Consider the following 23,065-nt stretch of genomic DNA (forward strand, 5'->3'; position numbering starts at 1 on the left):
AGTTTTTTGATTGAGTGAATTAATTACATACTACCACTGAAATAGGTGAATTTAGCTAGATTTAAAAATCTTAATGATTAAATATCAATTTCTTAAAATTAAGGTGAGTCCATCAAAACTCACCCCAATTACATTATACCAAAGCCGCCTGTTCCTCCTTACTAATCACCCTCCCTTCATTCTCAAAACCAACAATTTGATCAAAGTTCAAATAGCGATACAAATCATCAGCAAAAGGATGAATTCTTTCTGCCACAATATCCAAATATTCCTGCACATTAGGAAGCCTTCCCAACAACGCACAAACCGCTGCTAATTCCGCCGAACCTAAATACACTTGAGCGCCTTTACCCATGCGATTATTGAAGTTACGAGTCGAGGTAGAAAACACAGTTGTATTATCATCAACTCGCGCCTGATTTCCCATACATAAACTGCATCCTGGTATCTCAGTTCTCGCCTTTGCAGCCACGAAAACATCATACACACCTTCCGCCTTTAATTGGTGTTCATCCATTCTTGTAGGAGGTGCAATCCACAACCGCGCTTTTACATCTCCTGCACCTTCCAAAACCTTCGCAGTTGCTCGATAATGTCCGATATTTGTCATACAAGAACCCACAAAAACTTCTTGTACAGAATCATTAGCAACTGCCGATAATAACTTAACATTATCTGGGTCATTGGGAGCAGCAACAATTGGTTCTTTGATTTGGCTTAAATCAATCTCAATTATTTCTGCATATTCCGCATCAGGGTCAGCAGATAATAATACTGGATGATCTAACCATTCTTGCATTTTTGCCACCCGGCGCATAATAGTTCTGGCATCACTATAACCCCGTGCTACCATATTAGTTAAAAGGGCAATATTGGAACGTAAATATTCCGCAATTGTTTCTTCACTTAACTTAATTGTGCAACCAGCACAAGAACGTTCTGCGGAAGCGTCGGTTAATTCAAAAGCTTGTTCAACTTTCAAATTTGGTAAACCTTCAATTTCCAAAATCTTGCCAGAGAAGATGTTTTTTTTGTTCTGCTTCTCGACAGTTAACAAACCTTTTTGCATAGCCACATAAGGAATTGCATTCACAACATCCCTCAGCGTTATTCCTGGTTGCAATTCTCCTGTAAACCGGACTAATACTGATTCTGGCATATCTAAAGGCATTACACCCAAAGCACCAGCAAACGCAACTAACCCAGAACCAGCAGGGAAAGATATACCCAAGGGGAAGCGAGTATGGGAATCTCCACCTGTTCCCACTGTGTCGGGTAACAACATCCGGTTTAACCAGGAGTGAATGATACCATCACCAGGACGCAAAGCTACACCACCACGGGAGGAAATGAAGTCTGGTAATTCCTGATGGGTTTTAATATCCACAGGTTTGGGATATGCGGCTGTGTGACAGAAACTCTGCATTACCAAGTCTGCACTGAAGCCTAAACAAGCCAGTTCTTTCAATTCGTCTCTGGTCATTGGTCCTGTAGTGTCCTGAGAACCCACTGTAGTCATGATTGGTTCGCAAGATGTCCCCGGACGTACTCCTGGCAAACCAGCGGCTTTACCGACCATTTTCTGAGCCAATGTGAAGCCTTTGCCGGTGTCGGTGGGGGATTGGGGGCGGATAAATAAATCGCTGGGTTTTAAACCTAATGCTTGACGGGTTTTGTCGGTGAGAGTCCGTCCAATTAGTAGGGGAATGCGTCCACCGGCGCGAACTTCGTCTAGAATGGTGTCAGGTTTGAGGCTGAAGGTGGAAATTACTTCTCCTGCGGCATTGAGAACAGTTCCTTTGTAGGGATAAATGGTAATTACGTCACCGGTTTCCATTTTGCTGACATCGCATTGAATGGGTAATGCACCGGCATCTTCGGCTGTGTTAAAAAAGATAGGCGCGATCGCACTTCCTAAAATATAACCCCCAGCCCGCTTGTTTGGCACAAAGGGAATATCATTGCCTAAATGCCATAATACAGAATTGATTGCAGACTTGCGAGAAGAACCTGTACCAACGACATCGCCAACGTAAGCAACGGGAAATCCTTTTTTCTTTAACTCTGCAATAGTTTCTAAACTTCCTGGTTGACGAGTTTCTAACATCGCCAAAGCGTGGAGAGGAATATCTGGGCGTGTGGTGGCGTGAGTTGCGGGTGATAAGTCGTCGGTGTTAGTTTCTCCGGGAACTTTGAAAACGGTAACGGTGATAAATTCTGGTAATGTGGGACGGGAAGTAAACCATTCTGCTTCTGCCCAAGAGTTTATCACTTGTTTGGCGTAGGGGTTGGTTTTTGACAATTCCAAAACATCATAGAAAGCATCATACACCAACATGATTTTGCTGAGGGCGTTAGCTGCATAAGCGGCGATTTGTTCTCTTCCTTCTCCTCCCATGACCAAGGGTGTTTCTGAAGATTCTGATACAGAACTGCTAGAAACTTGGAGTAAATCAATTAAGGACTGAACATTGTAACCACCAATCATAGTTCCTAGTAATTCTACTGCGTCTACTGGAGAAACTAAAGGACTGATAATTTCTCCTTTCGCAATCGCAGTCAGAAATCCAGCTTTTACATAAGCAGCTTGATCTACTCCAGGGGGAATGCGATCGCGTAATAAATTTAATAATAACTCTTCTTCGCCTGTCGGGGGATTTTTCAGTAATTCACACAATGCTGATGTTTGTACTGCATCTAACGGTAAGGGAGGAATACCCAGTTGAGCGCGTTCTGCAACCTGTTGACGATATTCTTGTAGCATGGTTTAAATTTTTCTCCTGTAATGTCTTTCTTTATTTTATTGTAAAGGATATGTTACAGGAGTTACTGATAAACGAATTTGATCTATCATCAGTTTTTTGAGTAATATAAGAAATATTAAAATTTAATTAATTTCAAAATTGGATGTATTGTAATTATGTATAATGTTTCTAGTTAAGTTTTGAAGCTTTCTCTCTAATGAGTAACGGATTAAAGCAATTAACATCTGCCGAAATTGAACAAAGAATAAATCATCAGAAACTCTTTGGAATAGATGATTTATTTGAGTATCTTTTTAAATTTTGTAAAATATGTTTAACAGCAGATGAAAGTCAAATTGACGATTTTAGTCATTATGATTTAACTCCATCAGTATTGCTTTATGGTGTTCCTAATACTGGTAAAACAACACTATGTTATTCATTGTTTTATAAATTAAAACAAGAAGTTACCAATGAAATTAACTTCTATTCTCTTGATGTAGGGAGAATGCTTGATCCATCTTTAGGTCAATCTTCGCGTAATTTGGAGGATATTTTTGATGATCTAAAAAGTAAATGCAAAAATGGTTCTTCTGTATTTTTGTTATTAGATGAGTTAGACACTTTCTGTATGAGTAGAAGTAGAACTCAAGAACATGATGCTATTAGAAGGGCTATGACAACATTCATGCTTGAATTAGACCAACTTCATCCTAGTAAAGATAACAAACTTTTGATCTTTGGAATTACCAATGTTCCAGAGTTAATTGATACCGCAGTTTTCAGAAGATTCTCTTTAAAAAAAGAGATGCAACCTAAATTAGATTTATATTCTTTTGAAAAATATCTAAAGGATTTAGGTAGTACAATTAAATATTTTCCTTCTGTAGAAATTATAAATAAACTATATAATTTTTATCAAGAAAGAAATTTAACTGCGGGAGATGTAAAGACTTTTTACAAGGAAATTTACATTGATTATTTATGTCAGAGAATGGAAGAAAGTTTGATTCAAAAAAAAGTTTTAGAACTTTTTGAAAAAGGTTTTTCAACTTGGGAACATCTTTTAACAGCAAAAAAGGAATTGCTTAGATAATGTCTGATAAAACTGATGAAGATAAAAAGATAGAAAGATTAATAATTCATAAAAATTTAATTGGATGGTTAATCAATAAACTTCAGAAAGAAGGAATTGAATGTCAACGAACTACTGGTGATGATCCTGATGGCGATATACTATTACTTAATTCAGAAGATGTTCCCAGAGTCAAGGAAATAGTTCGTCAAATTCAAAAAGACTACAATTCATAATTTGATTATGCCTTACATAGAAGTAAAAAGTAGAAAAATAATTGATTCTACATTAGCTAAAAAAATCATAACTAAGGGTGATATAATTGCAGTTTTAACCACTGGACATATTACCAAACAAGCAAAGGTAGCATTTGATCAAGCTGATATAGCTTGGGCTGAATATATCGAAGAAAGACAATTTTTAGAATCTGAGGCACAGGAGGTAGAATAATGTTAGATATTACGTTTTACGGAAAAAATGGTGTATCACCGGCTACCATAGAATTTTCTAATAAATTTTATGAAACATTGATTAAATCAGACTTTGCAGAAATTGGTAAAGTTCGTGAATTAGAAATAGTAATTGATGAAGAAAAGAGTAAAATTGAAGCAATTGATCTAGAAAAAGGAACAATAACTAATAGACAAAGATTAATTGATTTCCTAAAAGAATCAATTGTTCAGGAAAGTTTAAATATGCTAGAAAAATTAGGAGATTCTCCTTCAAAACAGGAATATAAAGAGACAACTTCAACACTAAGAATTTTTCAAGAAATTCTCAAATGTTTAAAAAACAGAGAATATTGTTATCTTACATACTAATTGAGATGTTTGAGAGTTGCTTCTAGTTTTGAGAATTTAGGATGTGATAGCTTACTATTTCATAGTGATAATAGGAAATAAACACATCCTAAAAATTCTTAAATTCTGATATTTTACAATTCTTCCGCTGTTAACTGAATACCCGGACTTGGTAATAACGTATATCTCAGATATAATCCCAACCACACAAAACCGATAATCAACAAAGTCCCAATTCCCAGAAAATTCGGCAACCAAAATACTACCTCTACATGATTTATATCCCCTGCTTTAAGCTTCCATATTAGTTGATTACCATGCTTTTCTGGTTGGATAGCATTTTCATCATTTTCAATATTCTTGATTCCCCAAGGTGTTTGTAAGCTAAAGTCCAGATTGACAAGAGAACTATCACCTTTAGTCGTCAGCATAGCCAAAGAACGTAAATCTAAATCATAAACTAAATGATTTCTGGAGAATAGGAAAAAATTCCTATCTTCTGCAACTAAAGTAGAGGTAATATTTGCCAGTTCCGAACCATCACGATCTTCAGATGTGCGAGTATTGAAAAAGCCAGTAAATTTTTCTTGTAATTCCTTCGCACTGGTAAAGGGAATTTTGACAATAATTTCTGATGCGGAAACTCTTTCTGTTGAACCTGCTAATGTTCGCGCTCGATTTTCTAAAGTTTTTAACCATTCAGAGAGATAATCACCACTAAAAATAGTAATTTTTTCTGATAACTGAATATGCTGTACTAATTCACCATTATTTGTGCTATTAAAATTCACTCCTAAATCATACTTCACACAACCTGATAATAGTAATGAAGAAAGGATTACCACCAAGACAATTGGTTTGATTTTAGTAATTTTTCTAATTTTGTTAATAGAAAAAAATACAGATTTCATTGAATGTGATATAATCTTAATAAAAGTTAATACATTCATGACTAAATTTCTCCTTATTTGCTAAAAACTTAACCAAACTAAATAGAAAATTGTCAAACCTACAGAAATTAAACCTACCCAAACAAAATTATTGTCTTTAGTATTAACTGTACTCAAGTCAATGTATTCTCGTTCTACAGGTTTTGGTTTAGATGTAGATTTTTGAGATTGGGAAGTAACAAGTATTTTGGATTTGTTATCAGAAACTATACCAAAATCGGGAATTTCTGTCATCCACTCTTTTGGTCTGTTCAGTTTGGGTGCTTTTAAAATATAAACTAGGCGTTTTGCTTGTTGACGAATTTCATAATGGGGATGACGGCTGAGTTGTTGACAAAGATTTATTGCTTCTTCGGAACGTCCCGCAGCTTCATAAGCATTCACCAACCAAATTTCTACTTCACCAGCAAACCGGGTATTTTTTCCTAATAGAGTGCTGGCTTTTTCTAAACTTTCCACAGATTCTCGATATTGACCATTTTCAAAAGCAGTTGTCCCAATTTGGAAACACGATTTAGCGAGTTCTAAATTTTCTGTAGTCATTGGTCATTAGTCAGTTGTTAATTGTTGTCAAATTAAGCTAGAAATGGCTTATTTGTTGGCTTCCACACCCGCCCGGAACTTAATTTCCGGGCTAATAGCCAAAGTAAACGAAAGTTTACTAAACGATTTTAAAATTTTGGGGCTAAATTTAGTCATCTTTAGATGACTTAAGCTATTAGACAGGGAATTGATTCCCTGGCTGGCGGGGTATGGGTTTTACTTGTCCCCCATTCCGATTATTGTCTCGACTGATGAGAACCCAGAATCATTGTTCCAATCCCCACATCTGTAAATACTTCTAACAATAAGGCATGAGGAATGCGTCCATCAATTATATGTGAAGCTTTGACTCCTTGGGCAAGCGATCGCACACAACAATTCACTTTCGGAATCATCCCCCCACTGACTATACCATCAGCAATTAATTGTCGCGCCTCCCGAATATCCACCTTGGGAATTAAGGTAGAAGGGTCTTTATAATCTCTTAAAATTCCTCTCGTATCAGTCAGCAAAATTAGCTTTTCCGCCCCCAAAGCAGCGGCTATTTCCCCCGCTACCGTATCCGCATTAATATTATAAGCCTGTCCAGTTTCATCCGCCGCCACGCTGGAAACCACCGGAATATAGCCATTACTCGCAAGTGTTTCTAAAATTTTGATATTGACATTACTCACTTCCCCCACAAAGCCAATCCCTTCATCACCTTGAGGACGAGCCGTAATTAAGTTACCATCCTTACCGCAAAGTCCTACAGCCATTCCCCCAGCTTGGTTAATCAAAGCCACAATTTCCTTATTCACCCGCCCAACCAACACCATTTCTACCACATCCATCGTTGGTGCATCAGTTACGCGCAAACCATTTTTAAACTGTGCTTCAATTCCTAATTTACCTAACCAACTATTAATTTCTGGTCCACCACCATGCACTAAAATAGGTCGCAAGCCGACGCAAGATAAAAACACCACATCACGGATCACTTTATCCTTAAGGGAGCTATCCTTCATCGCTGCGCCACCGTATTTAACCACAACGGTACGACCAGCAAATTGTTGAATGTAAGGTAGTGCTTCGCTGAGAATTTCTACGCGATTAGCTTCAGCTTGCCTGATATATTCTGTATCATTAATCATGTTATTACCCAAGTTGCTAGTTATATAGTTTATTGGATAACTAGCAACAAGAGTTAATAACCTGTTGTGATCATAGCAGTGGCAGGGGAGCAGGGGGCAGGGGGGTAGGGGAGAATATTTTTCTCTTTCCTCTTACCTCTTCACTGTCACCTGTAACCTGTAACCTGTAACCTATAACCTGTCACCTGTTCCCTATTCCTAAGAAAGTTGAAACAAGAAAGTAACTAAATCTCCCTTACCCAAGCTGATGCGATCGCCTGGACGGAGGCGATGTCTGTTACCAGGTAACAGAGGTAAGTTATTAATGTAAGTACCATTAGAACTACCTGCATCCTCTATATAACAAGCATCTCCCTCAATCCGAATATCTGCATGAATCCGCGAAACAATCTCCGAATTTGGGAATCCCGAAACATCTATATCTGGAGGAACACGATCATTAGGCTTACCAATATGCACAACCGAGAGATTTTGTGGTAATTCTATTTCCTGATTAGCTTGAACATGGAATAATCGCGCTACTATCTGTTGTAATTGAGTATTTGCCACCTTTCCTGATGGTGCGACTGGAGCAACTTCAGGAATAGATATAGGATCTATCTGGGGTACATAAGCAGGGGGAATATAAGGCTCAGATCCTGGTACTGTATCCATAGCCACAGGTTCAGGAGTCAATACAGACGGAATATAAACTTCCGGTTCAGGTGCTACAGGTGCAGGTGGAGGAGTCAATACAGGCGGAATATAAACTTCTGGTTCAGGTGCTACAGGTGCAGGTACAGAAGGAACATAAACAGCTTGTTCCTGAACTACAGCCATAGGTGCAGGTGTAGGAGTCAGTACAGGCGGAATATAAACTTCTGGTTCAGGTGCTACAGGTGCAGATACGGTCGGATTAGATCGGGGCGCAACTTCCAACACATCAGGCTGTAGCAGTTGCATCATTAAGTCAGGAGCGACCACTGGTGCTGGCACAGGATTAACAGCACCAGTTGAGGCGACTGCAAGAGTAGCGCCAAAATGGAGATTGTAACCGCACTGACCACAGAAAGCGGCATCTGACTGTACAGTTGCTCCACAATTAGGACAACTAGCTGTAGCTGGTAACGGCGTATAGCAAGCTTCACATTGAACAGCGCCGTCTGGGTTAGGATGATTGCAATTAGGGCAGACGATCATGGATTTAAGCCTTAGTGAAGGTCGTTGTAAAAATATTACTGACAAGCACATAAGTAACTTTAGCTAGTGATGCTAAAAATTACTTACAGTGAGAACAGGTTGATCATTGGTGATGATTCTTCATCATCTCAATCAACCAAATCTCAAAAATCATAGTCAATGCTAGAGTTCCAAACCAGCCGCTGCGTCTAGCAACCAGTAGAGTTCTCCTTGGGGACGAATTAACCGTGATGGATAGGCGAAATCATCCGCTACCGGTGCAAAAACTTGGGCTAAAGCCGGTCTTTTATTAGCACCAGCAGCCATAAAAATCACACTGCGAGCCGCGTTAATAAATGGGTAAGTAAAAGTGATGCGGAGATTATCATCTTTATTACCAACAGTAACTAGGCGATCGCTCACCTTGAGAGCTTCCGTGTAGGGAAACAAAGATGCAGTATGGGCATCATCACCCATTCCCAGTAAAACTACATCCAATGCTGGGAACTCTCCCGATGCCGAATTAAAAAATGTTTGCAGATGCTGGTTATACTTAGCTGCATCTACCTCTGGGTTAGCAGATAAAGTAGGGATAGCATGAATATTCGCCTTGGGAAGTGCCACCTGATCTAACCATGCACGTCTCGCCATCAGTTCATTACTATCAGGATGATCTGCTGGTACATAACGCTCATCTCCCCAGAATACATGAATTTTATCCCAGGGCAACTTTTGATTAGCTATCGCCTCATACAAAGGTTTTGGTGTACTACCCCCTGACAAAGCAATTGTAAATTGCCCCCGTTCGCCAATAGCAGTTTCCGCTTTCGACAGTATCAATTCTAGCGCCCGTTGAACGAGTGCCGATACACTGGAATGGACTTCAACAGTTTTGTTCATGGCATTATCAACACATAGCCTGTTTCTTTGCAATACCATAGCGAACTTCTGACAATTTTCCGGTTTAACCCTAGAAACTTTTAATATCATCAGGTTAAGCCCAAGCTAATGCCTAGTAATCTGTCAACCCGAAAATGACGGGTGAAGGCAAGCAGGGGGAGAAGAGAGGCAGGGGGGGTAGGGGAGGGAAGAACAGAAGTTTTTTCCGATCATTACCCGTCAAAATAAATTTGACGAACTACTAGCCTAGCCATGAAATATCGTCCTCTACCTTCTTTACCATCATTTTCAGTTAGTTGTCAGTAGTCAGTTGTACTAATCGCTAATAATCACCCCAGAGAATTGTTATAGCGGACTTCCAATTAAAAAAATACCCAAAAATTTCTTGTGGTGCAGGACGAATTGCCCGCTAATCATCAAGGACGGGCAGGATGCCCATCCCACAAAATTGGGTAATTTATTTTTTGGTGTTCCCTAGCAAGAATCAGGAAGTAGGGGCGCAGGGCCTGCGCCCATGTCTTGCGCCCATGTCCTGCGCCCAGTCCCTGCGCCCAGTCAAGAGTTAGGAGCAAAACCCTTTATTAGCAAGAGTTTAACCGTCAATTGATGTCCTAACTGCCTAATTTTTTCATGTTGCCCAAAATCTCTCAATCAAGTGTTGACTTCCGGCTGAGAATTTGATATCATTGACCTTGATAAGGAAGAACTATCATAAAATAAAAATCAACTAAACCCCGATCCCCTTTCCTTCTTCTCGCCATAACTGATTTAACCTATTAGCGGGCATAGTTAAATACAGCACATCTCCGGGAGCAAGAATTGTTTCTAGCAAATCCCAGCCTTGTACAGTTTCATGGTTGATTTCCACATACAAAGGCACAAAATCCGCAAACTTAGCCACATCCTTCACCCACTCATCACAAAAAGGGTGTATCGGTGTAATAGTGGTTGCAAAAGCTACCCATAAATTATCAGCAATAATCCCATTACCAATAATCCTACCACCGAGAGCAGCCGCAGCAAAAGCAGGAGCAGCGAGTTCAGCAGGACTAAATACAGCCTCAAAATCAAATACCTGTTGTGCTATACCAGCAAAATCAGGATCAGCATAGTTGACAATTACAGGAATCTTTGGCGCTAAAGACTTAGCCTTGAGGGCAATTTCCAAATTAGTCGCATCATTATTAGTAACAGCTAAAACTGCGGTAGCAGTGTTAATATTACTTGCTTGTAAAGTAGCCCGAAAACTGGCATCAGCAAGAATAACCGGAATACTCATTCCTCTAGCAGTAGTCACATATCTATTATTAGCATCCGTTTCAATAACTACTACCTCATGTCCACTCAGGTGCAATTGTTGAACAATTCTAATGCCAATACCACTTAAACCACAAACAATATAATGATGATGTTGAGGAATTCTTGCCGCATCCAAAAATTGTTTTAAGCGACTACCCAGGATAAAATCCGTCAGCATCGCGTACCAAATCCCAATTACCGCAGCCCCAATTAGCATAATCACAATAGTAAATAACTTAATGCTGTCTGGTGCATTTTCGACAACCTTATCATTACCACCAGCCCCCGTAATCATGCCAACAGCAAAATATAAAGCATCAATAAAAGAGATACTATGTTTACTAGCAAAATAGGTAAAAGTGGATATTAAAATAATTACGAATAAAGCAATTGCCATACCCACAACTGATTGGGCGTGTTTCTGAAACTCCCGAATATTGGCAAAAACTTTAACTAATTTTCTGACTAATGACTTACGTTGGGGACGAATGCGAGGTTGAGTACCAATAATTAAGCGATCGCCTACTCTTAATTGTTGTTCCAACAGCACCGCAGATACTAAATTTAGCTTTCCTTCCACAGCCACATAATAAATCAGCATCCTTGTGGGATCTTCCCATAAATCACTAATTTTTCTGCCTTTCCAGGGATGATTTTCGTGGATATATTCCTCTTGAATTGGCCAAATTTGCTCAAGTAACTTAATTTGACCAATAGCCTTATTGCCCAAAGCCGCAAAGGTAAATACAGGTGCTGCCAAACCCACAACACTCATACTTAAATGATTCGACAGAGTTTGATCAAGACGTTCACCTAAATTCGTATTATAAAACCGATTAATAATCCGAATTTGGGGATTAAGAACCCGTGCTTGCATCATAATTGATAAATTCAAAGCATCATCAGAAGTTGCAATTACCAAAGTATGTGCTTCTGTAATTCCTGCCGCTTGTAAAGTAGAAGCTGCGTGTAACTCACCAACAATTATATTAGCAGCAGGTTCACCAGAAACAGGTTTGCGATGAATACCTACCACCAAAGCCCCCTGTTGTCTGAGTAAGCGAAAGATTTTATATCCGGTACGTCCTAGGCCACAAACAATAATTCGAGGTTTCATAAAACCGCAACATAAAATTTATATAAAGGGCTACATATCAGTTATCAAGAAAAGCATCACCGACTCAGAATTGAATTCAAGAATCCTCATTGTTGCTTAATTTGTGGCAAAATAACTGTAACTGAAAACACGATATTTATCTCCAGGAAATTAAAAATTAAAAAATATTACGAGGTTAACCCGGATTTCTCACAAAGAAATAAAAAAAAGGTCAAAAACTGCAAAAATGTATATTTAGGACTTGCTGATAGCGTAGCGCGGCGTTAGCCTGGGGGATGTGGGGGATGTGGGGGATGTGGGGGAGGTAGGGGAGGTAGGGGAGGTGGGGGATGTGGGGGAGGTGGGGGAAGATTAATATTTTATTTATGGTTTTTATGGTTTTTATGATTCATTAACCAGCGTGATGGGTTATTGATCATAGTCACTAAGGAACGCAAATTTAATAACCTGCAATTCTGACTTAACCTGAAATGGTGCGTTACGCTGTCGCTAACACACCCTACTTTTGCACTTTATTTAATTCATATTCCTAAACGTTTTACTCTTTTACTCTTCACTCCCCTACTCCCCCCTACCTCCCCTACTCCCCCCTACCTCCCCTACTCCCCCCTACCTCCCCTACCTCCCCTACTCCCCCCTACCTCCCCTACTCCCCCCTACATCCCCTACCTCCCCCACCTCCCGATTAAGGGGGGTAATTTAACTTGTGTGTACACCGGAGTATAAAGCGGAGAGTTAGGGAGGGGTAAAAAATTTGATACAGCAATCATGACTTCTCAAACACCCTCTTAGCCCCCTCATCGCTTGCGGGGAGGGGGTTGGGGGTGGGGTTCTTGTTCCGGGTTTGATGACAATTTGCTGTAATTCTATTAATCCTGATTACGAACTCATTTCCAATAACACTTTTAAAACCCCCTTAGTTTTGGCTTTTTCAAAAGCTTCTAAACCTTGAGAAAGAGGGTAAGAACTATCAATTAAATATTGGACATCTACCTTTCCCGTCGCCAACAATTCTAACGCCGGAACAAAGGGACCACAACGAGAACCAATCAGGGTAATTTCATCTACTACTAACGAGGAAGCATCTAAACTAAGATTTCCCGCATAAGTGCTTTTTAAGATTAATGTCCCACGAGGACGTAAAGCCCGACGAGCAATATTAAAGCCTTCAGGATTTCCGGTACAATCAACGGAGATATCAAAATATCTATCGGTGACACTATCAGCTAAACCTGTTTTAATTCCTTTTCCTGCTAAATTTATTAATTTGTCTTCGTGTCTTCCGACTACCAATAATTCACAACCAGTTAAGGCTAAAGTTTGGGCTATTAGTTGTCCTAGCTTACCATCTCCAACCACTAATACTCGGTCATCCTTAGATATTTGTATTTGTTGTTGAATTTCCAATGCTGCGGCTATGGGTTCAGTAAAAGTTGCTGCTGCTGTAGATACATTTTCGGGGACAAGATGCAAATTCTCAATAGGTAGAGATAGATATTCTGCAAATGCACCATTACGGTTAACAATTCCTAAAACCGTGCGATTTTCACAATGTGTTGGTTGTCCGCGACGACAAAAACGACAATTACCACAAGCGGCGTTAATTTCACCAACGACTCTTTGATTAATTAACTGTTTGGGAGCTTGTTCGACAATACCAACAAATTCATGACCGATAATGCCAGTATAGGGGTAATAACCTTTAATTAATTCTAAGTCAGTATTACAAATTCCTGCTCGCAAAACCCGCACCAAAGCCTCTCCTGGTGGTGGTTCAGGGATAGGAATATTGGTGCGTAATTCTAGTTGATTATTTTCTAACCAAAGTCCTTTCATAATTTTGTCAGTTGTCAGTTGTTATACTTGAGAAGGTAATAACTTGCGTTTTTACATCCATATATCCCCTTTACGCAAAGGCTCAATTTATTCCCCTGCGGAGTATAATTATTCGGTTTTAATTATTAGTTATTAAAATTTTACATTTTCTAGAAATGGTGTAAATATCGGAACTATATCGGAATTACTCACAACCATCGTAGGAAAAGAGCGATCGCTATAATCTATTCCCGGCGATAATGGAAAAGACTCAGAATTGAGCGATACCCACGTCCCACCCGCAGCTTGCACAATTACCCAAGCACCTGCAATATCCCATACCTTTGGTGTGGCTTCAATTCCTCCCAAAACCGCACCAGTGGCGACTGAAAGAAAATTATAACTAGCAACTCCTAACATCCGAATTTTACAGGGAAAACCTGGTTGAATAATGTCGGTACTGCGAGAACAAAGGTTAAAAAAGTGGTTTTTGCTAGGAGCATCTTTACTGGTATGAATGGGATGATTATTTAAAAATGCTCCCGTTGGCGTTGTTAAGCCCGATGAACCCGCCCAAAATCCATGAAAGACTTGATTTAATGGTGGTACGTAAACATAACCAAAAATGGGAGTTCCACGATAAAGTAAGCCCAAGGAAATAGACCAAATCGGAATTCCTCTGGTAAAATTTGTTGTACCATCCAAAGGATCAATAACCCAACACCATTCTGTATTCGGAAAAGTTTGACCTGCTTGCAGCAGCTCTTCACTATCACTTTCTTCGCTCAAAATGCCGTAACCGGAAAAGGTAGAAACAATCGCATCTCGAATTTCTTGATCTGCCCATTTATCAGATTTTGTGACTAAGCTACCATCAGATTTTTGTGAAGCTTGAACTTTGCCAAAATCCTGCATTAATTGTTTTCCTACTCTAGTAGTAGTAGTTTCCGCAAAGTCTAAAATCGTATTCCAAAAATCATTCATTTGATTAATTATCAGTTGTTAGTTGTCAATTATTAAATAATTTTATCATAGATGGATTCATAGAAAATTCAGTACAAAGTAAAAATCTGTATTTATTCAACGCAGTAATTATCATGAGCTTTTTTTAAAGTATCTTGAATATCTACTGCGACCCAATCCAATACTTGTCGGTCAAGGAAATGTAGGCTGGTTTGAGCGATAGCAAAGCGCTCCGTAGGAATCGCAAAACCCAACAAAATCCTTGATAATCTTGGGTTTCATGCTATTGCTCCGCGTTCACGCAGTGTCCCGCAGGGATACGTTTACGTTCCACAACCCAACCTTTCAATTTGCTAATACTGAAACAGAAATAGCTAATCTAGTTAAGCAACTTCAATCTGACGATTTAAACCTAATCGTACTGGAAGCAACAGGAGGACTAGAAACAGAATTAATAATTCAATTGCAAGCGGCTCTTTTACCAGTAGCATTAATCAATCCTCGTCAGGGAAGAGACTTTGCTAAAGCTACAGGTAAGTTAGCCAAAACCGATGCCACTCTAGTTTCTGACTTACCAGAATTAGGTCAATTAACTGCCAAGCAAATCTCTCGTTTAGTTGGTGTTGCACCAATTAATCATGATAGTGGTCAGCATAAAGGTAAACGAATGATTAATGGTGGTCGCGCCCACGTTCGTGCCATTCTTTATATGGGTGCTGTTGTTGCCATGCGTCATAAGGAATGTTATCAAAACTTTTTATGAGCGCCTGAGTTTGACAAGGCTGGGGCATCATTAGCGATCGCCTGAAGAAGAATCGCCCCCAACTAGAAAATGAGGCGATAGCGAAGCGCTCCGTAGGAATCGCCAGTAGACTATAGAAATTTGGTTTTGGACAAATCCTAAACAAGCAGATACTCATTGGGAGCAAGATTTACTGAAGGTAGTGAAAGAGAATACCTTACTAATGCTGGATAGAGGCTTTTATCATTTTGCATTTTGGCAGTAATTAATTGACCATAAAATTGATTTTATCACTCGGATAAAGAAAGGAGCATCCTATCAAATAGAACAGGTATTAACAAATTTTTTAAACATGAGTTTTTTCTGTTCCCTGTTACCCCAGGGGAAACGCATCTAATTTTTTTTGACAAAATGTAACTTATGTAAATAGAGAAAAAGGGCAGTATTAATAGTTTAATATCAAGTTAATATTTAAATACAGAGAAAATTTCATGGTAAATTTGTTTCTATAAGAATCAATAAAATAGGTTGAAGTGGTATCCTCAAAGAAAATAAAGAGACAAAATCTGGAAATGAAGTTACCACCAAAAATCACAATTGCAGATCACTTTAAAGATTTAGAATATCAAAGAGTTGAGCGAACAAAAAGACATAAATTAATAGATATAGACTTGATTTATTATTAAAGGGACTGGCAGGAGAGTCATTTATTTTAGTAATAGATGAAACAGGGGGCAAAAAGAAAGGAAAGACAACAGATTATGTAGACAGACAATATATAGGTAATTGTCAGATGGAAATATTTTTTGTCTGAATCAGGATGTCCAGGATTTGAGGATGTACAGGATGGTTATTTATCAATTGTTTGTTAGATGGAAATATTTTTTGTCTGAATCAGGATGTCCAGGATTTGAGGATGTACAGGATGGTTATTTATCAATTGTTTGTTAGATGGAAATATTTTTTGTCTGAATCAGGATGTCCAGGATTTGAGGATGTACAGGATGGTTATTTATTAATTGTTTGTCAGATGGAAATATTTTTTGTCTGAATCAGGATGTCCAGGATTTGAGGATGTACAGGATGGTTATTTATTAATTGTTTGTTAGATGGAAATATTTTTTGTCTGAATCAGGATGTCCAGGATTTGAGGATGTACAGGATGGTTATTTATTAATTGTTTGTCAGATGGAAATATTTTTTTGTCATCCCTAGTTTTAGAACCTAATTGGGTCGCTACCACTTCCTCTAACATACCTCTAAGATACAAGGTTGGGTTGAGTGATAGCGAAACCCAACAAAATCCTTGATAATGTTGGGTTTCGTTCCATTGCTCCGCAACGCTGACGCGAACAACTCAACCTACCATATAATGAATTTTCAGGCTTGACCGAGCAGTATTAGCCCTGAAATATGGCTAACGCCACGCTACGCTATCATTTCAGGGTGGGTGTGGAAGCCAACAAATAAGCCACCTGTAGCTTAAGTTGACACCAATGAAGCTCTTGCTTTACCCCTACAAATCTAGGGTTTTCGTGATTTTACAAAAGTCCATGTCCTAACCGTTTTGAGTGTAATCAGGGTAATTATGCGCTTTTTAATGAGAATTGCCGGCTTTGGTTTGCTGATTTTAGGTATTTACTTAGTTGGGAAAAATATATTTTTTACAACCAATGTCTATCCTTACTGGTGGCGAGGAATTGCCGCTGATATTTCAGTGTTAGCACTAACATTAGGTGTATTGATGCTAGTTTTTTTCTCAGAAAGTATGAAAAATCTGGGATGGATTGCTATTTCTGTGGGTATTATGGCGGTATTTATTAGTAGTCGTGCAATTCTTAGTCCTACCAGTTTATGGCAATTTTTTCTCTCCTTAATTTGTATTACATCGGGTTATAAAATGTTCACAACTGGATACTCACCTTTTTGATTTTATTGTTTAGGAGTTAGATGATTATAGGCTTCTCAACTCCTATTTTATTTTCTATCTCTACAGGTGGACGGACACACAAATAAATCAAAGCTCCAAATAAAGGCATTACAAATAACCAAAATAATTGATTATCTTTCCCACCTCGTCGCGCCATATCATCTCCTAGTAATGTGGGAAACAATAGACTCAACATCACAAAATCTAAACTCATCACATGAATAAATCGGCTACTTTGCCACTGTTGGACAAAATCACCCCAATCGCCTTGTAAACCAGATGCGAATAAAACCGCCGCTCCTATAGTTAATAAAATTCCTAAAATGCGAGAATCTAGGATTTTCAGAAATAAATTTTTTTCACCAATAAACTTTTGATTGGGTTGTCTTAAAGCCAAATAGGGTAAAAGTGCAAAAGCACCTAATGCAAAAGCACCACTAGCGAAAGGCCAAGCTGGGATTTTTTGACCTCTACCATCAAAAAAGACGACTGCACTATATATAAAAGGCCAAATCCCCATGATATTAAATAAAGATATAATCAGAGGATTAATGCCTTGCCAATTGCCTGTAGAGAGATTTTTGATTAACTCAAAAGTATCAGGTTGTTCGGGAGGAGCAAAGAAAAAGGCATAGGAAACAAATCCTAGCCATAATAGACCAAAAGTGATTTTTCTCAACATGAATTTATGGAAATTAACTAAAAGCTTCCGAGAGATAATCTGCTGCTGCTGCAACTACAGCGATCGCACTCTCATAGTCTAACCTAGTTGGACCCAAAACTCCCACACTTCCTACTGGCACAGAACCCCGCCGATAAATAGCAGAAATCAAAGTACAAGTCCGAATAGGTTCAAGAGGATTTTCTGTGCCAATTCGCACTGTTACCTTAGACTTATTCATATCGTGCATTTCTGCTTCTTCACAAATTAAATGCCAAAGTTGGTCTTGTTCCTCTTCCAATAATTGCATAATTGTCTGTACCTGCTGTACCTGAGAAAACTCAGGTTGTCGTAAAACCTCTCCAATCCCCCGCACCATAATTTGTGTAGTTGTTGGTGCTAGAGCGCGATGAGTCAATTCTACCAAAGAACTTTTTAATAATTCACCATAAACTCTAAACTCCTGATCCAATTTACTCCAATCAAGATAGCCTATTTCTAATAAACTCTGTCCTCTTAAATGAGTATTCAAAAAGTTAGAGACAATCTGCAATTGATGATCAATTACCTCCGCTTCTGGTTTACTTTCTGGATTATGTAAAAATAAATCCATCACCTTAGAATGGGTTTCATAACTATCTGTCACCACAATTAACATAATTCGCTCTGATTCAATTTGCACCAGTTGCAAATGTCGTAACTTTGCGGTTGTGGGTTGCGGCATAGTAATTAAAGTAATACAGCCGCTTAATGTTGCTAAAATTTGGGCAGCGCCTTGTAATAAGGCCTCCAAACTGCAATCTTCCCAATGCAGATGTTTTTGTAATACGGTTTCTACCTCTTTTGCTAAAGTTTCTGATGGTTTAATTAATTGATCAACGTAAATACGATAACCAGAATCAGAAGGAATTCTACCCGCAGAAGTATGTGGTTGATAAAGTAACCCTGATTTTTCCAAAACACCCATCACACTGCGAATCGTAGCCGAGCTAACACCTAAATCAAATCCTTCAATTAAAGCTTTAGAGCCAACAGGCTCTGCTGTGGTAATATAATGACGTACAGTTGCATAAAGTATATTCTGTTGCCGATTAGTCAGATGAACTTGCATAAGTGATTTTTTTACTGAAGGCAAATCTTAATCAAAATTGGAAAAAAATGTGGTTTTTACCGCAAAAATGGAAAAAAGAATTAATTATTAATTAAAGTAAGATAGCAAATTATATACTTATATTGTATTAATTGAACACAAAATTTACTTTCAGCATTTATTTGCTGCATTTGTTATTACTACATAGCTGAAATCCAAAAAGAAGATGAATTTCTCTCTGTTTCAGTATTATCTCATAGTCTATCAACCTAAGTTGTGGTTTTAGTCACAAAATATTATTTTCTATTGATCAAAATTTTGACCGCGCCAGTAGAGGGTAGGGGTGGAAATATCTTGTTGATTCCTTCTGAATTCTGGGCGCAGGCCCTGCGCCCCTACGGAGAAGGGATACGATGATGAAATATCTTGTTGATTCCTTCTGAATTCTGGGCGCAGGGCCTGCGCCCCTACTGTTCCCTAATATTGCGGCACAGAAGGATCAACTAAAATCGAATAAGCGGAAATGCCACCCGTAATATTTTTAACATTTGTGAATCCTTGAGTAACTAACCACTGGCACATCTGAGCGGAACGCATACCATGATGACAGAGAACCAGAGTTTCTGCGTGGACATCAAAGCGAACAGGGACTTGTTGATTCCATTGCTCATATTCACTTAAAGGAAGATTGACAAAACCATCTAGCCGTGATATGGCAATTTCCTGGGGTTCACGCACATCTATTAACTGAAGGGGTTCTTCATGATTTTCAAGCCGTTTGGCTAGTTCCTCAACAGTAATTTCGGAAAAGGGTTGATCAAATGATGTATTTGTCATGCAGTTTTTCTAAAAAATCCTATACTATTCATGTTTGCAGAAAAGCTAGAAAATATAAAGAATGTGAACAGTCAACACTTAACAAAAAATATTAAACTTGGTTTCCTTATAGCTGGCATAATTACGCTTATACTAGTTTGTTTAGCTAAATTCTCCTGGTTTTCGGAAAAAAGTCCAGTTAGTCTTGTAGTTCGCAACTCTCAACCCGCTGCGGCTATATTTGTCTCCAAGTCCTCACCAGCAATGGTTTCATTATTGATCAATCCCGACGGGTTACAGAAAATAGCACCAAAAGGAGAATTTTCTCAACTCAAAAATCGTCTACTGGCAAAAAGTAATATAGATTATCAAGATGATATTAAACCCTGGTTGGGTGATGAAATTACCCTAGCTGTAACTACCATAGATATAGACCGTGATCCAGAGAACGGACTACAGACTGGGTATTTAATGGCACTTGCCACTGCAAAACCAGGGAAAAGCCGTGATTTTTTGGAGTTGTTATTTTCTAAACGGGCTTTTAGTGGGACTAATTTAGGAATTGAACGTTACAAAGGTGTCAAGGTTATTTATGATAATACCGAATATTCATCAGGCGTAAATATCCAAAATCCAATATCCAATATCCAAAATAATTTAGCTGGTGCAGTTGTTAATAATTTTGTTTTACTGGCTAATCATCCTCAAGTGATCAAGGAAGCAATTAATAATTTACAAGCTCCAGATTTAAACTTAATTAGTTCTCTAGAATATCAAAAAGCTACTCAAAAAATCTCTAAAAATGCTGTAGCTATAACTTTCTTAAATTTACCGGAAGTTGGTAAATGGCAAGGGTTAGAATTAGCAGAATCAACTTATAATAGCCAAATTCTATCTTTCGTTCTCAACTCCCAAGGGTTGCTCACAGAAAGTACATTTTTCACAAATTCCCAGATTTTACCTTCATATTTACCACTATCTCAACCTGTGGGAGCATTACAGTATATTCCAGAATCAACAGCTTTAGCGATCGCCGGCACAAATTTGAGTAAATTAGATAATAGCGATGTAGCAAAACTGTGGAAGCAAGTGACAGCAAGCATTTACGGTTCTAGTAAAGATGGTACGGCTCGATTACTACAGCCCCTAGCAACAATCCAAGACAATTGGAATTTAAACTTTAGCGCAGATATTTTCAATTGGGTAACGGGAGAATACGCTTTAGCTTTATTACCCAATTCGGAAAATACAACCCTTAATTGGTTATTTGTCAGCGAAAAAACCCCAGAGTTAGCAGCAGGAATCACACATTTAAATAATATTGCCAGTAGAAGTGGCTTTAATGTTAGTTCCCTAACTTTAGATCAACAAAAAATATCAGCTTGGACAAAAATTACAGCCACAAGTAAAAATAACACACCTATTAATGTTGACACGAAAGTTAAAGGAGTGCATACAACCTTAGATAATTATGAAATTTTCAGTTCCGACTTAAAAACCCTGAAAACTGTTTTGAGTCAAAAGCAAAAATCTCTCCTAGAAAATCCCCAATTTCAAAACAGTATTGCGACAATTCCCCAACCCAACCAAGGGTATATTTATTTAGACTGGGAAAATAGTCAAGATATTCTCAAACGTCAACTACCTTTGCTTAAACTTGCAGAAGTGTTAGGTAAGCCACTTTTTGATAATTTAAAATCCCTGACAGTTAGCAGTTATAGCAGCGAACCAGGAACACTTAAAGGCGGAGTATTCTGGCAACTGCATTAAATGTCAGAATCAGGATATCCACCGATTAAGGATAAACAGGATGAATAGCAATACAGTTCAGTTAAGAAAATATAGGTTGGGTTGAGCGATATTTTGCGTAATTCTTATGAAAATAAGGATTTTATGACCAATCAGCAAGCCCTAATTAGGGCTTGCTGATAGCGTAGCGTGGCGTTAGCCATATAAACCTAAAACCATCTAATAACAAAGGGTTTCGCGGATTTTTACCACAAAAAAGTGCCAGGTTTTGGCTAATGGTGTCTCAAAATAGGTGCAAGGTTTTTGAGAGGATGTTTGAAAAGTATCAGAGTTAATCGAGATCCCCCCAACCCCCCTTACAAAAGGGGGCTAAATTCCTCAAAGTCCCCCTTTCCAAGGGGGATTTAGGGGGATCTGCTGTCGCCTCCCTTCAATAGACATCTCCGAAAATTAAATGTGCGTCGTTTGAAACCCTTGTAGAGACGTTCCATGGAACGTCTCTACAATCTTTACCGGGGAAGTCTAATAGAAAACTTATTCAGCAAACCCTAAGTAGGTGAACACAATAAAACCAAACTGTATAAAGAAACGTAAAATCGCCCAAACCCTCTTCACTCTTGCCTCTTGCCTCTTGCCTTTTGCCTTGCCATAACGACAATTTTCAACGCCAACCTACTTAATTACCAAGTCACGATAATATGGGAGAGTAGCTTGTTGTGCTATCAAGGGTACTATCTCAATGTTCTCTAGACTCCGTGCCGATTTTCGCATCATCTTTGAACGTGACCCCGCAGCCCGGAATTGGTTGGAGGTTTTGTTTTGTTATCCAGGTTTGCAAGCCCTAGTGTTTCACCGCTTTGCACACTGGTTGCGTCGTCTTGGTCTTCCCTTTTTCCCCCGCTTGATTTCTCACATTGCCCGGTTTTTAACAGGTGTAGAAATTCATCCAGGGGCTACAATTGGTAAAGGCGTATTTATTGATCACGGAATGGGAGTAGTAATTGGGGAAACAGCAATTATCGGCAACTACGCGCTGATTTATCAAGGTGTTACATTGGGGGGAACAGGTAAAGAAAGCGGTAAACGTCACCCCACATTAGGGGAAAATGTCGTGGTTGGTGCAGGTGCAAAGGTTTTAGGAAATATTGAAATTGGTGATAATGTCCGCATTGGTGCCGGTTCAGTGGTATTGAGAGACGTACCATCTAGTTGTACCGTTGTCGGTGTCCCTGGACGGATTATTTATCGTTCTGGAGTCCGGGTTGCACCATTAGAACACAGCAATTTACCAGATTCAGAAGCCCAAGTAATTCGCACCTTAGTTGACCGCATTGAAGCGTTAGAAGAACAAATTCAAGCTTTGCAAACTCCCGCAAAAACTCCGGTTTTAGTTGGTAAATTCCTTCCAGAAGATGAATTACCAAAAGAACACAATTTTTGTAATATCAGAGATAAACAGATTCAAGAATTCTTTGATGGTGCAGGAATCTAGTACCGCAAGGCGGAAGTCAAAAGTCAAAAGTCAAAATGAAGACAGCATAGGCTTTTGGAGGATTTAGAATGGTTGGTTTATTTACGCC

At 38.7% G+C, this 23,065-nt stretch carries 19 protein-coding genes and 2 pseudogenes; 9 read left to right on the forward strand and 12 right to left on the reverse strand.

The features are described 5' to 3' along the window. Positions 1-133: 133 nt before the first annotated feature. Positions 134-2,764 carry a bifunctional aconitate hydratase 2/2-methylisocitrate dehydratase gene (gene acnB / locus HEQ36_RS04360; protein ID WP_168635074.1) on the reverse strand — a complete coding sequence of 877 codons (2,631 nt, stop codon included), beginning with the start codon at positions 2,762-2,764 and terminating at the stop codon, positions 134-136. Positions 2,765-2,961: 197 nt separating this feature from the next. On the opposite strand from acnB, the gene HEQ36_RS04365 reads away from it, so the two are divergent. The 4 genes from HEQ36_RS04365 to HEQ36_RS04380 are packed head-to-tail and all read left to right on the forward strand — an operon-like array spanning position 2,962 to position 4,640. After that, positions 2,962-3,840, forward strand: a complete 879-nt coding sequence (locus tag HEQ36_RS04365; RefSeq protein ID WP_053538039.1) for an ATP-binding protein — start codon at positions 2,962-2,964, stop codon at positions 3,838-3,840. Next, positions 3,840-4,055 carry a hypothetical protein gene (locus HEQ36_RS04370; protein ID WP_053538038.1) on the forward strand — a complete coding sequence of 72 codons (216 nt, stop codon included), beginning with the start codon at positions 3,840-3,842 and terminating at the stop codon, positions 4,053-4,055. The genes HEQ36_RS04365 and HEQ36_RS04370 overlap by 1 nt, the downstream gene beginning before the upstream one ends. A gap of 7 nt (positions 4,056-4,062) precedes the next feature. Then, complete coding sequence (locus HEQ36_RS04375) at positions 4,063-4,269, forward strand: hypothetical protein (protein ID WP_053538037.1); 207 nt, start codon at positions 4,063-4,065, stop codon at positions 4,267-4,269. Continuing rightward, on the forward strand, positions 4,269-4,640 hold the full coding sequence (locus HEQ36_RS04380) for a hypothetical protein (RefSeq protein WP_039204460.1): 372 nt from the start codon (positions 4,269-4,271) through the stop codon (positions 4,638-4,640). Before HEQ36_RS04375 ends, HEQ36_RS04380 begins: the two co-directional genes overlap by 1 nt. A gap of 113 nt (positions 4,641-4,753) precedes the next feature. On the opposite strand, the gene HEQ36_RS04385 is transcribed toward HEQ36_RS04380, so the two are convergent. The 8 genes from HEQ36_RS04385 to HEQ36_RS04420 form a co-directional block, all read right to left on the reverse strand. Then, entirely contained in the window at positions 4,754-5,530 is a 777-nt protein-coding gene (locus tag HEQ36_RS04385; RefSeq protein WP_233455378.1) for a DUF3153 domain-containing protein, read from the reverse strand. Positions 5,531-5,590: 60 nt separating this feature from the next. Next, positions 5,591-6,112 (reverse strand): tetratricopeptide repeat protein, encoded by a 522-nt coding sequence (locus HEQ36_RS04390; protein WP_053538035.1) that lies wholly within the window; start codon positions 6,110-6,112, stop codon positions 5,591-5,593. Positions 6,113-6,348: 236 nt separating this feature from the next. Then, positions 6,349-7,245, reverse strand: coding sequence for an acetylglutamate kinase (gene argB, locus HEQ36_RS04395; RefSeq protein WP_053538034.1), 897 nt, complete (start codon positions 7,243-7,245; stop codon positions 6,349-6,351). A 198-nt stretch (positions 7,246-7,443) separates the two neighbouring features. Further along, positions 7,444-8,424, reverse strand: coding sequence for an FHA domain-containing protein (locus tag HEQ36_RS04400; protein WP_053538033.1), 981 nt, complete (start codon positions 8,422-8,424; stop codon positions 7,444-7,446). Between the two features lie 162 nt (positions 8,425-8,586). Next, on the reverse strand, positions 8,587-9,303 hold the full coding sequence (gene pgl, locus HEQ36_RS04405; RefSeq protein ID WP_053538032.1) for a 6-phosphogluconolactonase: 717 nt from the start codon (positions 9,301-9,303) through the stop codon (positions 8,587-8,589). Between the two features lie 727 nt (positions 9,304-10,030). Beyond that, positions 10,031-11,719 (reverse strand): TrkA family potassium uptake protein, encoded by a 1,689-nt coding sequence (locus HEQ36_RS04410; RefSeq protein WP_027404849.1) that lies wholly within the window; start codon positions 11,717-11,719, stop codon positions 10,031-10,033. Positions 11,720-12,598: 879 nt separating this feature from the next. After that, the gene (locus HEQ36_RS04415) at positions 12,599-13,555 is read right to left on the reverse strand and encodes an alcohol dehydrogenase catalytic domain-containing protein (protein WP_168635072.1); all 957 of its coding nucleotides are present in this window, start codon (positions 13,553-13,555) and stop codon (positions 12,599-12,601) included. Between the two features lie 132 nt (positions 13,556-13,687). After that, entirely contained in the window at positions 13,688-14,518 is an 831-nt protein-coding gene (locus tag HEQ36_RS04420) for an inositol monophosphatase family protein (protein ID WP_053538030.1), read from the reverse strand. A gap of 331 nt (positions 14,519-14,849) precedes the next feature. Between HEQ36_RS04420 and HEQ36_RS04425 the strand changes: the two are divergent. From HEQ36_RS04425 to HEQ36_RS04435, 3 genes and pseudogenes are all read left to right on the forward strand, one after another. After that, a pseudogene (locus HEQ36_RS04425) lies at positions 14,850-15,209 on the forward strand (transposase); the annotation flags it as partial. A gap of 602 nt (positions 15,210-15,811) precedes the next feature. Continuing rightward, positions 15,812-15,990, forward strand: a pseudogene (locus HEQ36_RS04430) (ISAs1 family transposase); the annotation flags it as partial. A gap of 837 nt (positions 15,991-16,827) precedes the next feature. Continuing rightward, the gene (locus tag HEQ36_RS04435; protein ID WP_039202515.1) at positions 16,828-17,169 is read left to right on the forward strand and encodes a hypothetical protein; all 342 of its coding nucleotides are present in this window, start codon (positions 16,828-16,830) and stop codon (positions 17,167-17,169) included. Between the two features lie 16 nt (positions 17,170-17,185). On the opposite strand, the gene HEQ36_RS04440 is transcribed toward HEQ36_RS04435, so the two are convergent. From HEQ36_RS04440 to HEQ36_RS04450, 3 genes are all read right to left on the reverse strand, one after another. Further along, positions 17,186-17,851, reverse strand: coding sequence for a hypothetical protein (locus tag HEQ36_RS04440; RefSeq protein WP_053538028.1), 666 nt, complete (start codon positions 17,849-17,851; stop codon positions 17,186-17,188). 13 nt (positions 17,852-17,864) lie between these two features. Next, positions 17,865-18,941 (reverse strand): heat-inducible transcriptional repressor HrcA, encoded by a 1,077-nt coding sequence (gene hrcA / locus HEQ36_RS04445; RefSeq protein WP_027402642.1) that lies wholly within the window; start codon positions 18,939-18,941, stop codon positions 17,865-17,867. 456 nt (positions 18,942-19,397) lie between these two features. Further along, positions 19,398-19,757 carry a rhodanese-like domain-containing protein gene (locus tag HEQ36_RS04450; RefSeq protein ID WP_053538027.1) on the reverse strand — a complete coding sequence of 120 codons (360 nt, stop codon included), beginning with the start codon at positions 19,755-19,757 and terminating at the stop codon, positions 19,398-19,400. Between the two features lie 30 nt (positions 19,758-19,787). Between HEQ36_RS04450 and HEQ36_RS04455 the strand changes: the two genes are divergently transcribed. Both HEQ36_RS04455 and cysE read left to right on the forward strand, forming a co-directional pair. Continuing rightward, positions 19,788-21,506 (forward strand): DUF3352 domain-containing protein, encoded by a 1,719-nt coding sequence (locus tag HEQ36_RS04455; RefSeq protein WP_168635071.1) that lies wholly within the window; start codon positions 19,788-19,790, stop codon positions 21,504-21,506. A gap of 718 nt (positions 21,507-22,224) precedes the next feature. Beyond that, positions 22,225-22,977: a serine O-acetyltransferase gene (cysE, locus tag HEQ36_RS04460; protein WP_027402645.1), complete on the forward strand. Its 753-nt coding sequence runs from the start codon at positions 22,225-22,227 to the stop codon at positions 22,975-22,977. Positions 22,978-23,065: the final 88 nt, after the last annotated feature.

This window comes from Anabaena sp. 54 (genome assembly GCF_017355725.1).
Classification (GTDB): Bacteria; Cyanobacteriota; Cyanobacteriia; order Cyanobacteriales; family Nostocaceae; genus Dolichospermum; species Dolichospermum heterosporum.

What these genes read in the sequence shown, in the direction of transcription:
- pgl (WP_053538032.1), bottom strand. Translation starts at nt 9,303, where the DNA reads ATGAACAAAACTGTTGAAGTCCATTCCAGTGTATCGGCACTCGTTCAA.
- HEQ36_RS04420 (WP_053538030.1), bottom strand. Translation starts at nt 14,518, where the DNA reads ATGAATGATTTTTGGAATACGATTTTAGACTTTGCGGAAACTACTACT.
- HEQ36_RS04450 (WP_053538027.1), bottom strand. Translation starts at nt 19,757, where the DNA reads ATGACAAATACATCATTTGATCAACCCTTTTCCGAAATTACTGTTGAG.
- HEQ36_RS04440 (WP_053538028.1), bottom strand. Translation starts at nt 17,851, where the DNA reads ATGTTGAGAAAAATCACTTTTGGTCTATTATGGCTAGGATTTGTTTCC.
- cysE (WP_027402645.1), top strand. Translation starts at nt 22,225, where the DNA reads ATGTTCTCTAGACTCCGTGCCGATTTTCGCATCATCTTTGAACGTGAC.
- argB (WP_053538034.1), bottom strand. Translation starts at nt 7,245, where the DNA reads ATGATTAATGATACAGAATATATCAGGCAAGCTGAAGCTAATCGCGTA.
- HEQ36_RS04455 (WP_168635071.1), top strand. Translation starts at nt 19,788, where the DNA reads ATGTTTGCAGAAAAGCTAGAAAATATAAAGAATGTGAACAGTCAACAC.
- HEQ36_RS04415 (WP_168635072.1), bottom strand. Translation starts at nt 13,555, where the DNA reads ATGAAAGGACTTTGGTTAGAAAATAATCAACTAGAATTACGCACCAAT.
- HEQ36_RS04380 (WP_039204460.1), top strand. Translation starts at nt 4,269, where the DNA reads ATGTTAGATATTACGTTTTACGGAAAAAATGGTGTATCACCGGCTACC.
- HEQ36_RS04410 (WP_027404849.1), bottom strand. Translation starts at nt 11,719, where the DNA reads ATGAAACCTCGAATTATTGTTTGTGGCCTAGGACGTACCGGATATAAA.
- HEQ36_RS04400 (WP_053538033.1), bottom strand. Translation starts at nt 8,424, where the DNA reads ATGATCGTCTGCCCTAATTGCAATCATCCTAACCCAGACGGCGCTGTT.
- HEQ36_RS04365 (WP_053538039.1), top strand. Translation starts at nt 2,962, where the DNA reads ATGAGTAACGGATTAAAGCAATTAACATCTGCCGAAATTGAACAAAGA.
- hrcA (WP_027402642.1), bottom strand. Translation starts at nt 18,941, where the DNA reads ATGCAAGTTCATCTGACTAATCGGCAACAGAATATACTTTATGCAACT.
- acnB (WP_168635074.1), bottom strand. Translation starts at nt 2,764, where the DNA reads ATGCTACAAGAATATCGTCAACAGGTTGCAGAACGCGCTCAACTGGGT.
- HEQ36_RS04390 (WP_053538035.1), bottom strand. Translation starts at nt 6,112, where the DNA reads ATGACTACAGAAAATTTAGAACTCGCTAAATCGTGTTTCCAAATTGGG.
- HEQ36_RS04375 (WP_053538037.1), top strand. Translation starts at nt 4,063, where the DNA reads ATGCCTTACATAGAAGTAAAAAGTAGAAAAATAATTGATTCTACATTA.
- HEQ36_RS04385 (WP_233455378.1), bottom strand. Translation starts at nt 5,530, where the DNA reads ATGAAATCTGTATTTTTTTCTATTAACAAAATTAGAAAAATTACTAAA.
- HEQ36_RS04370 (WP_053538038.1), top strand. Translation starts at nt 3,840, where the DNA reads ATGTCTGATAAAACTGATGAAGATAAAAAGATAGAAAGATTAATAATT.
- HEQ36_RS04435 (WP_039202515.1), top strand. Translation starts at nt 16,828, where the DNA reads ATGCGCTTTTTAATGAGAATTGCCGGCTTTGGTTTGCTGATTTTAGGT.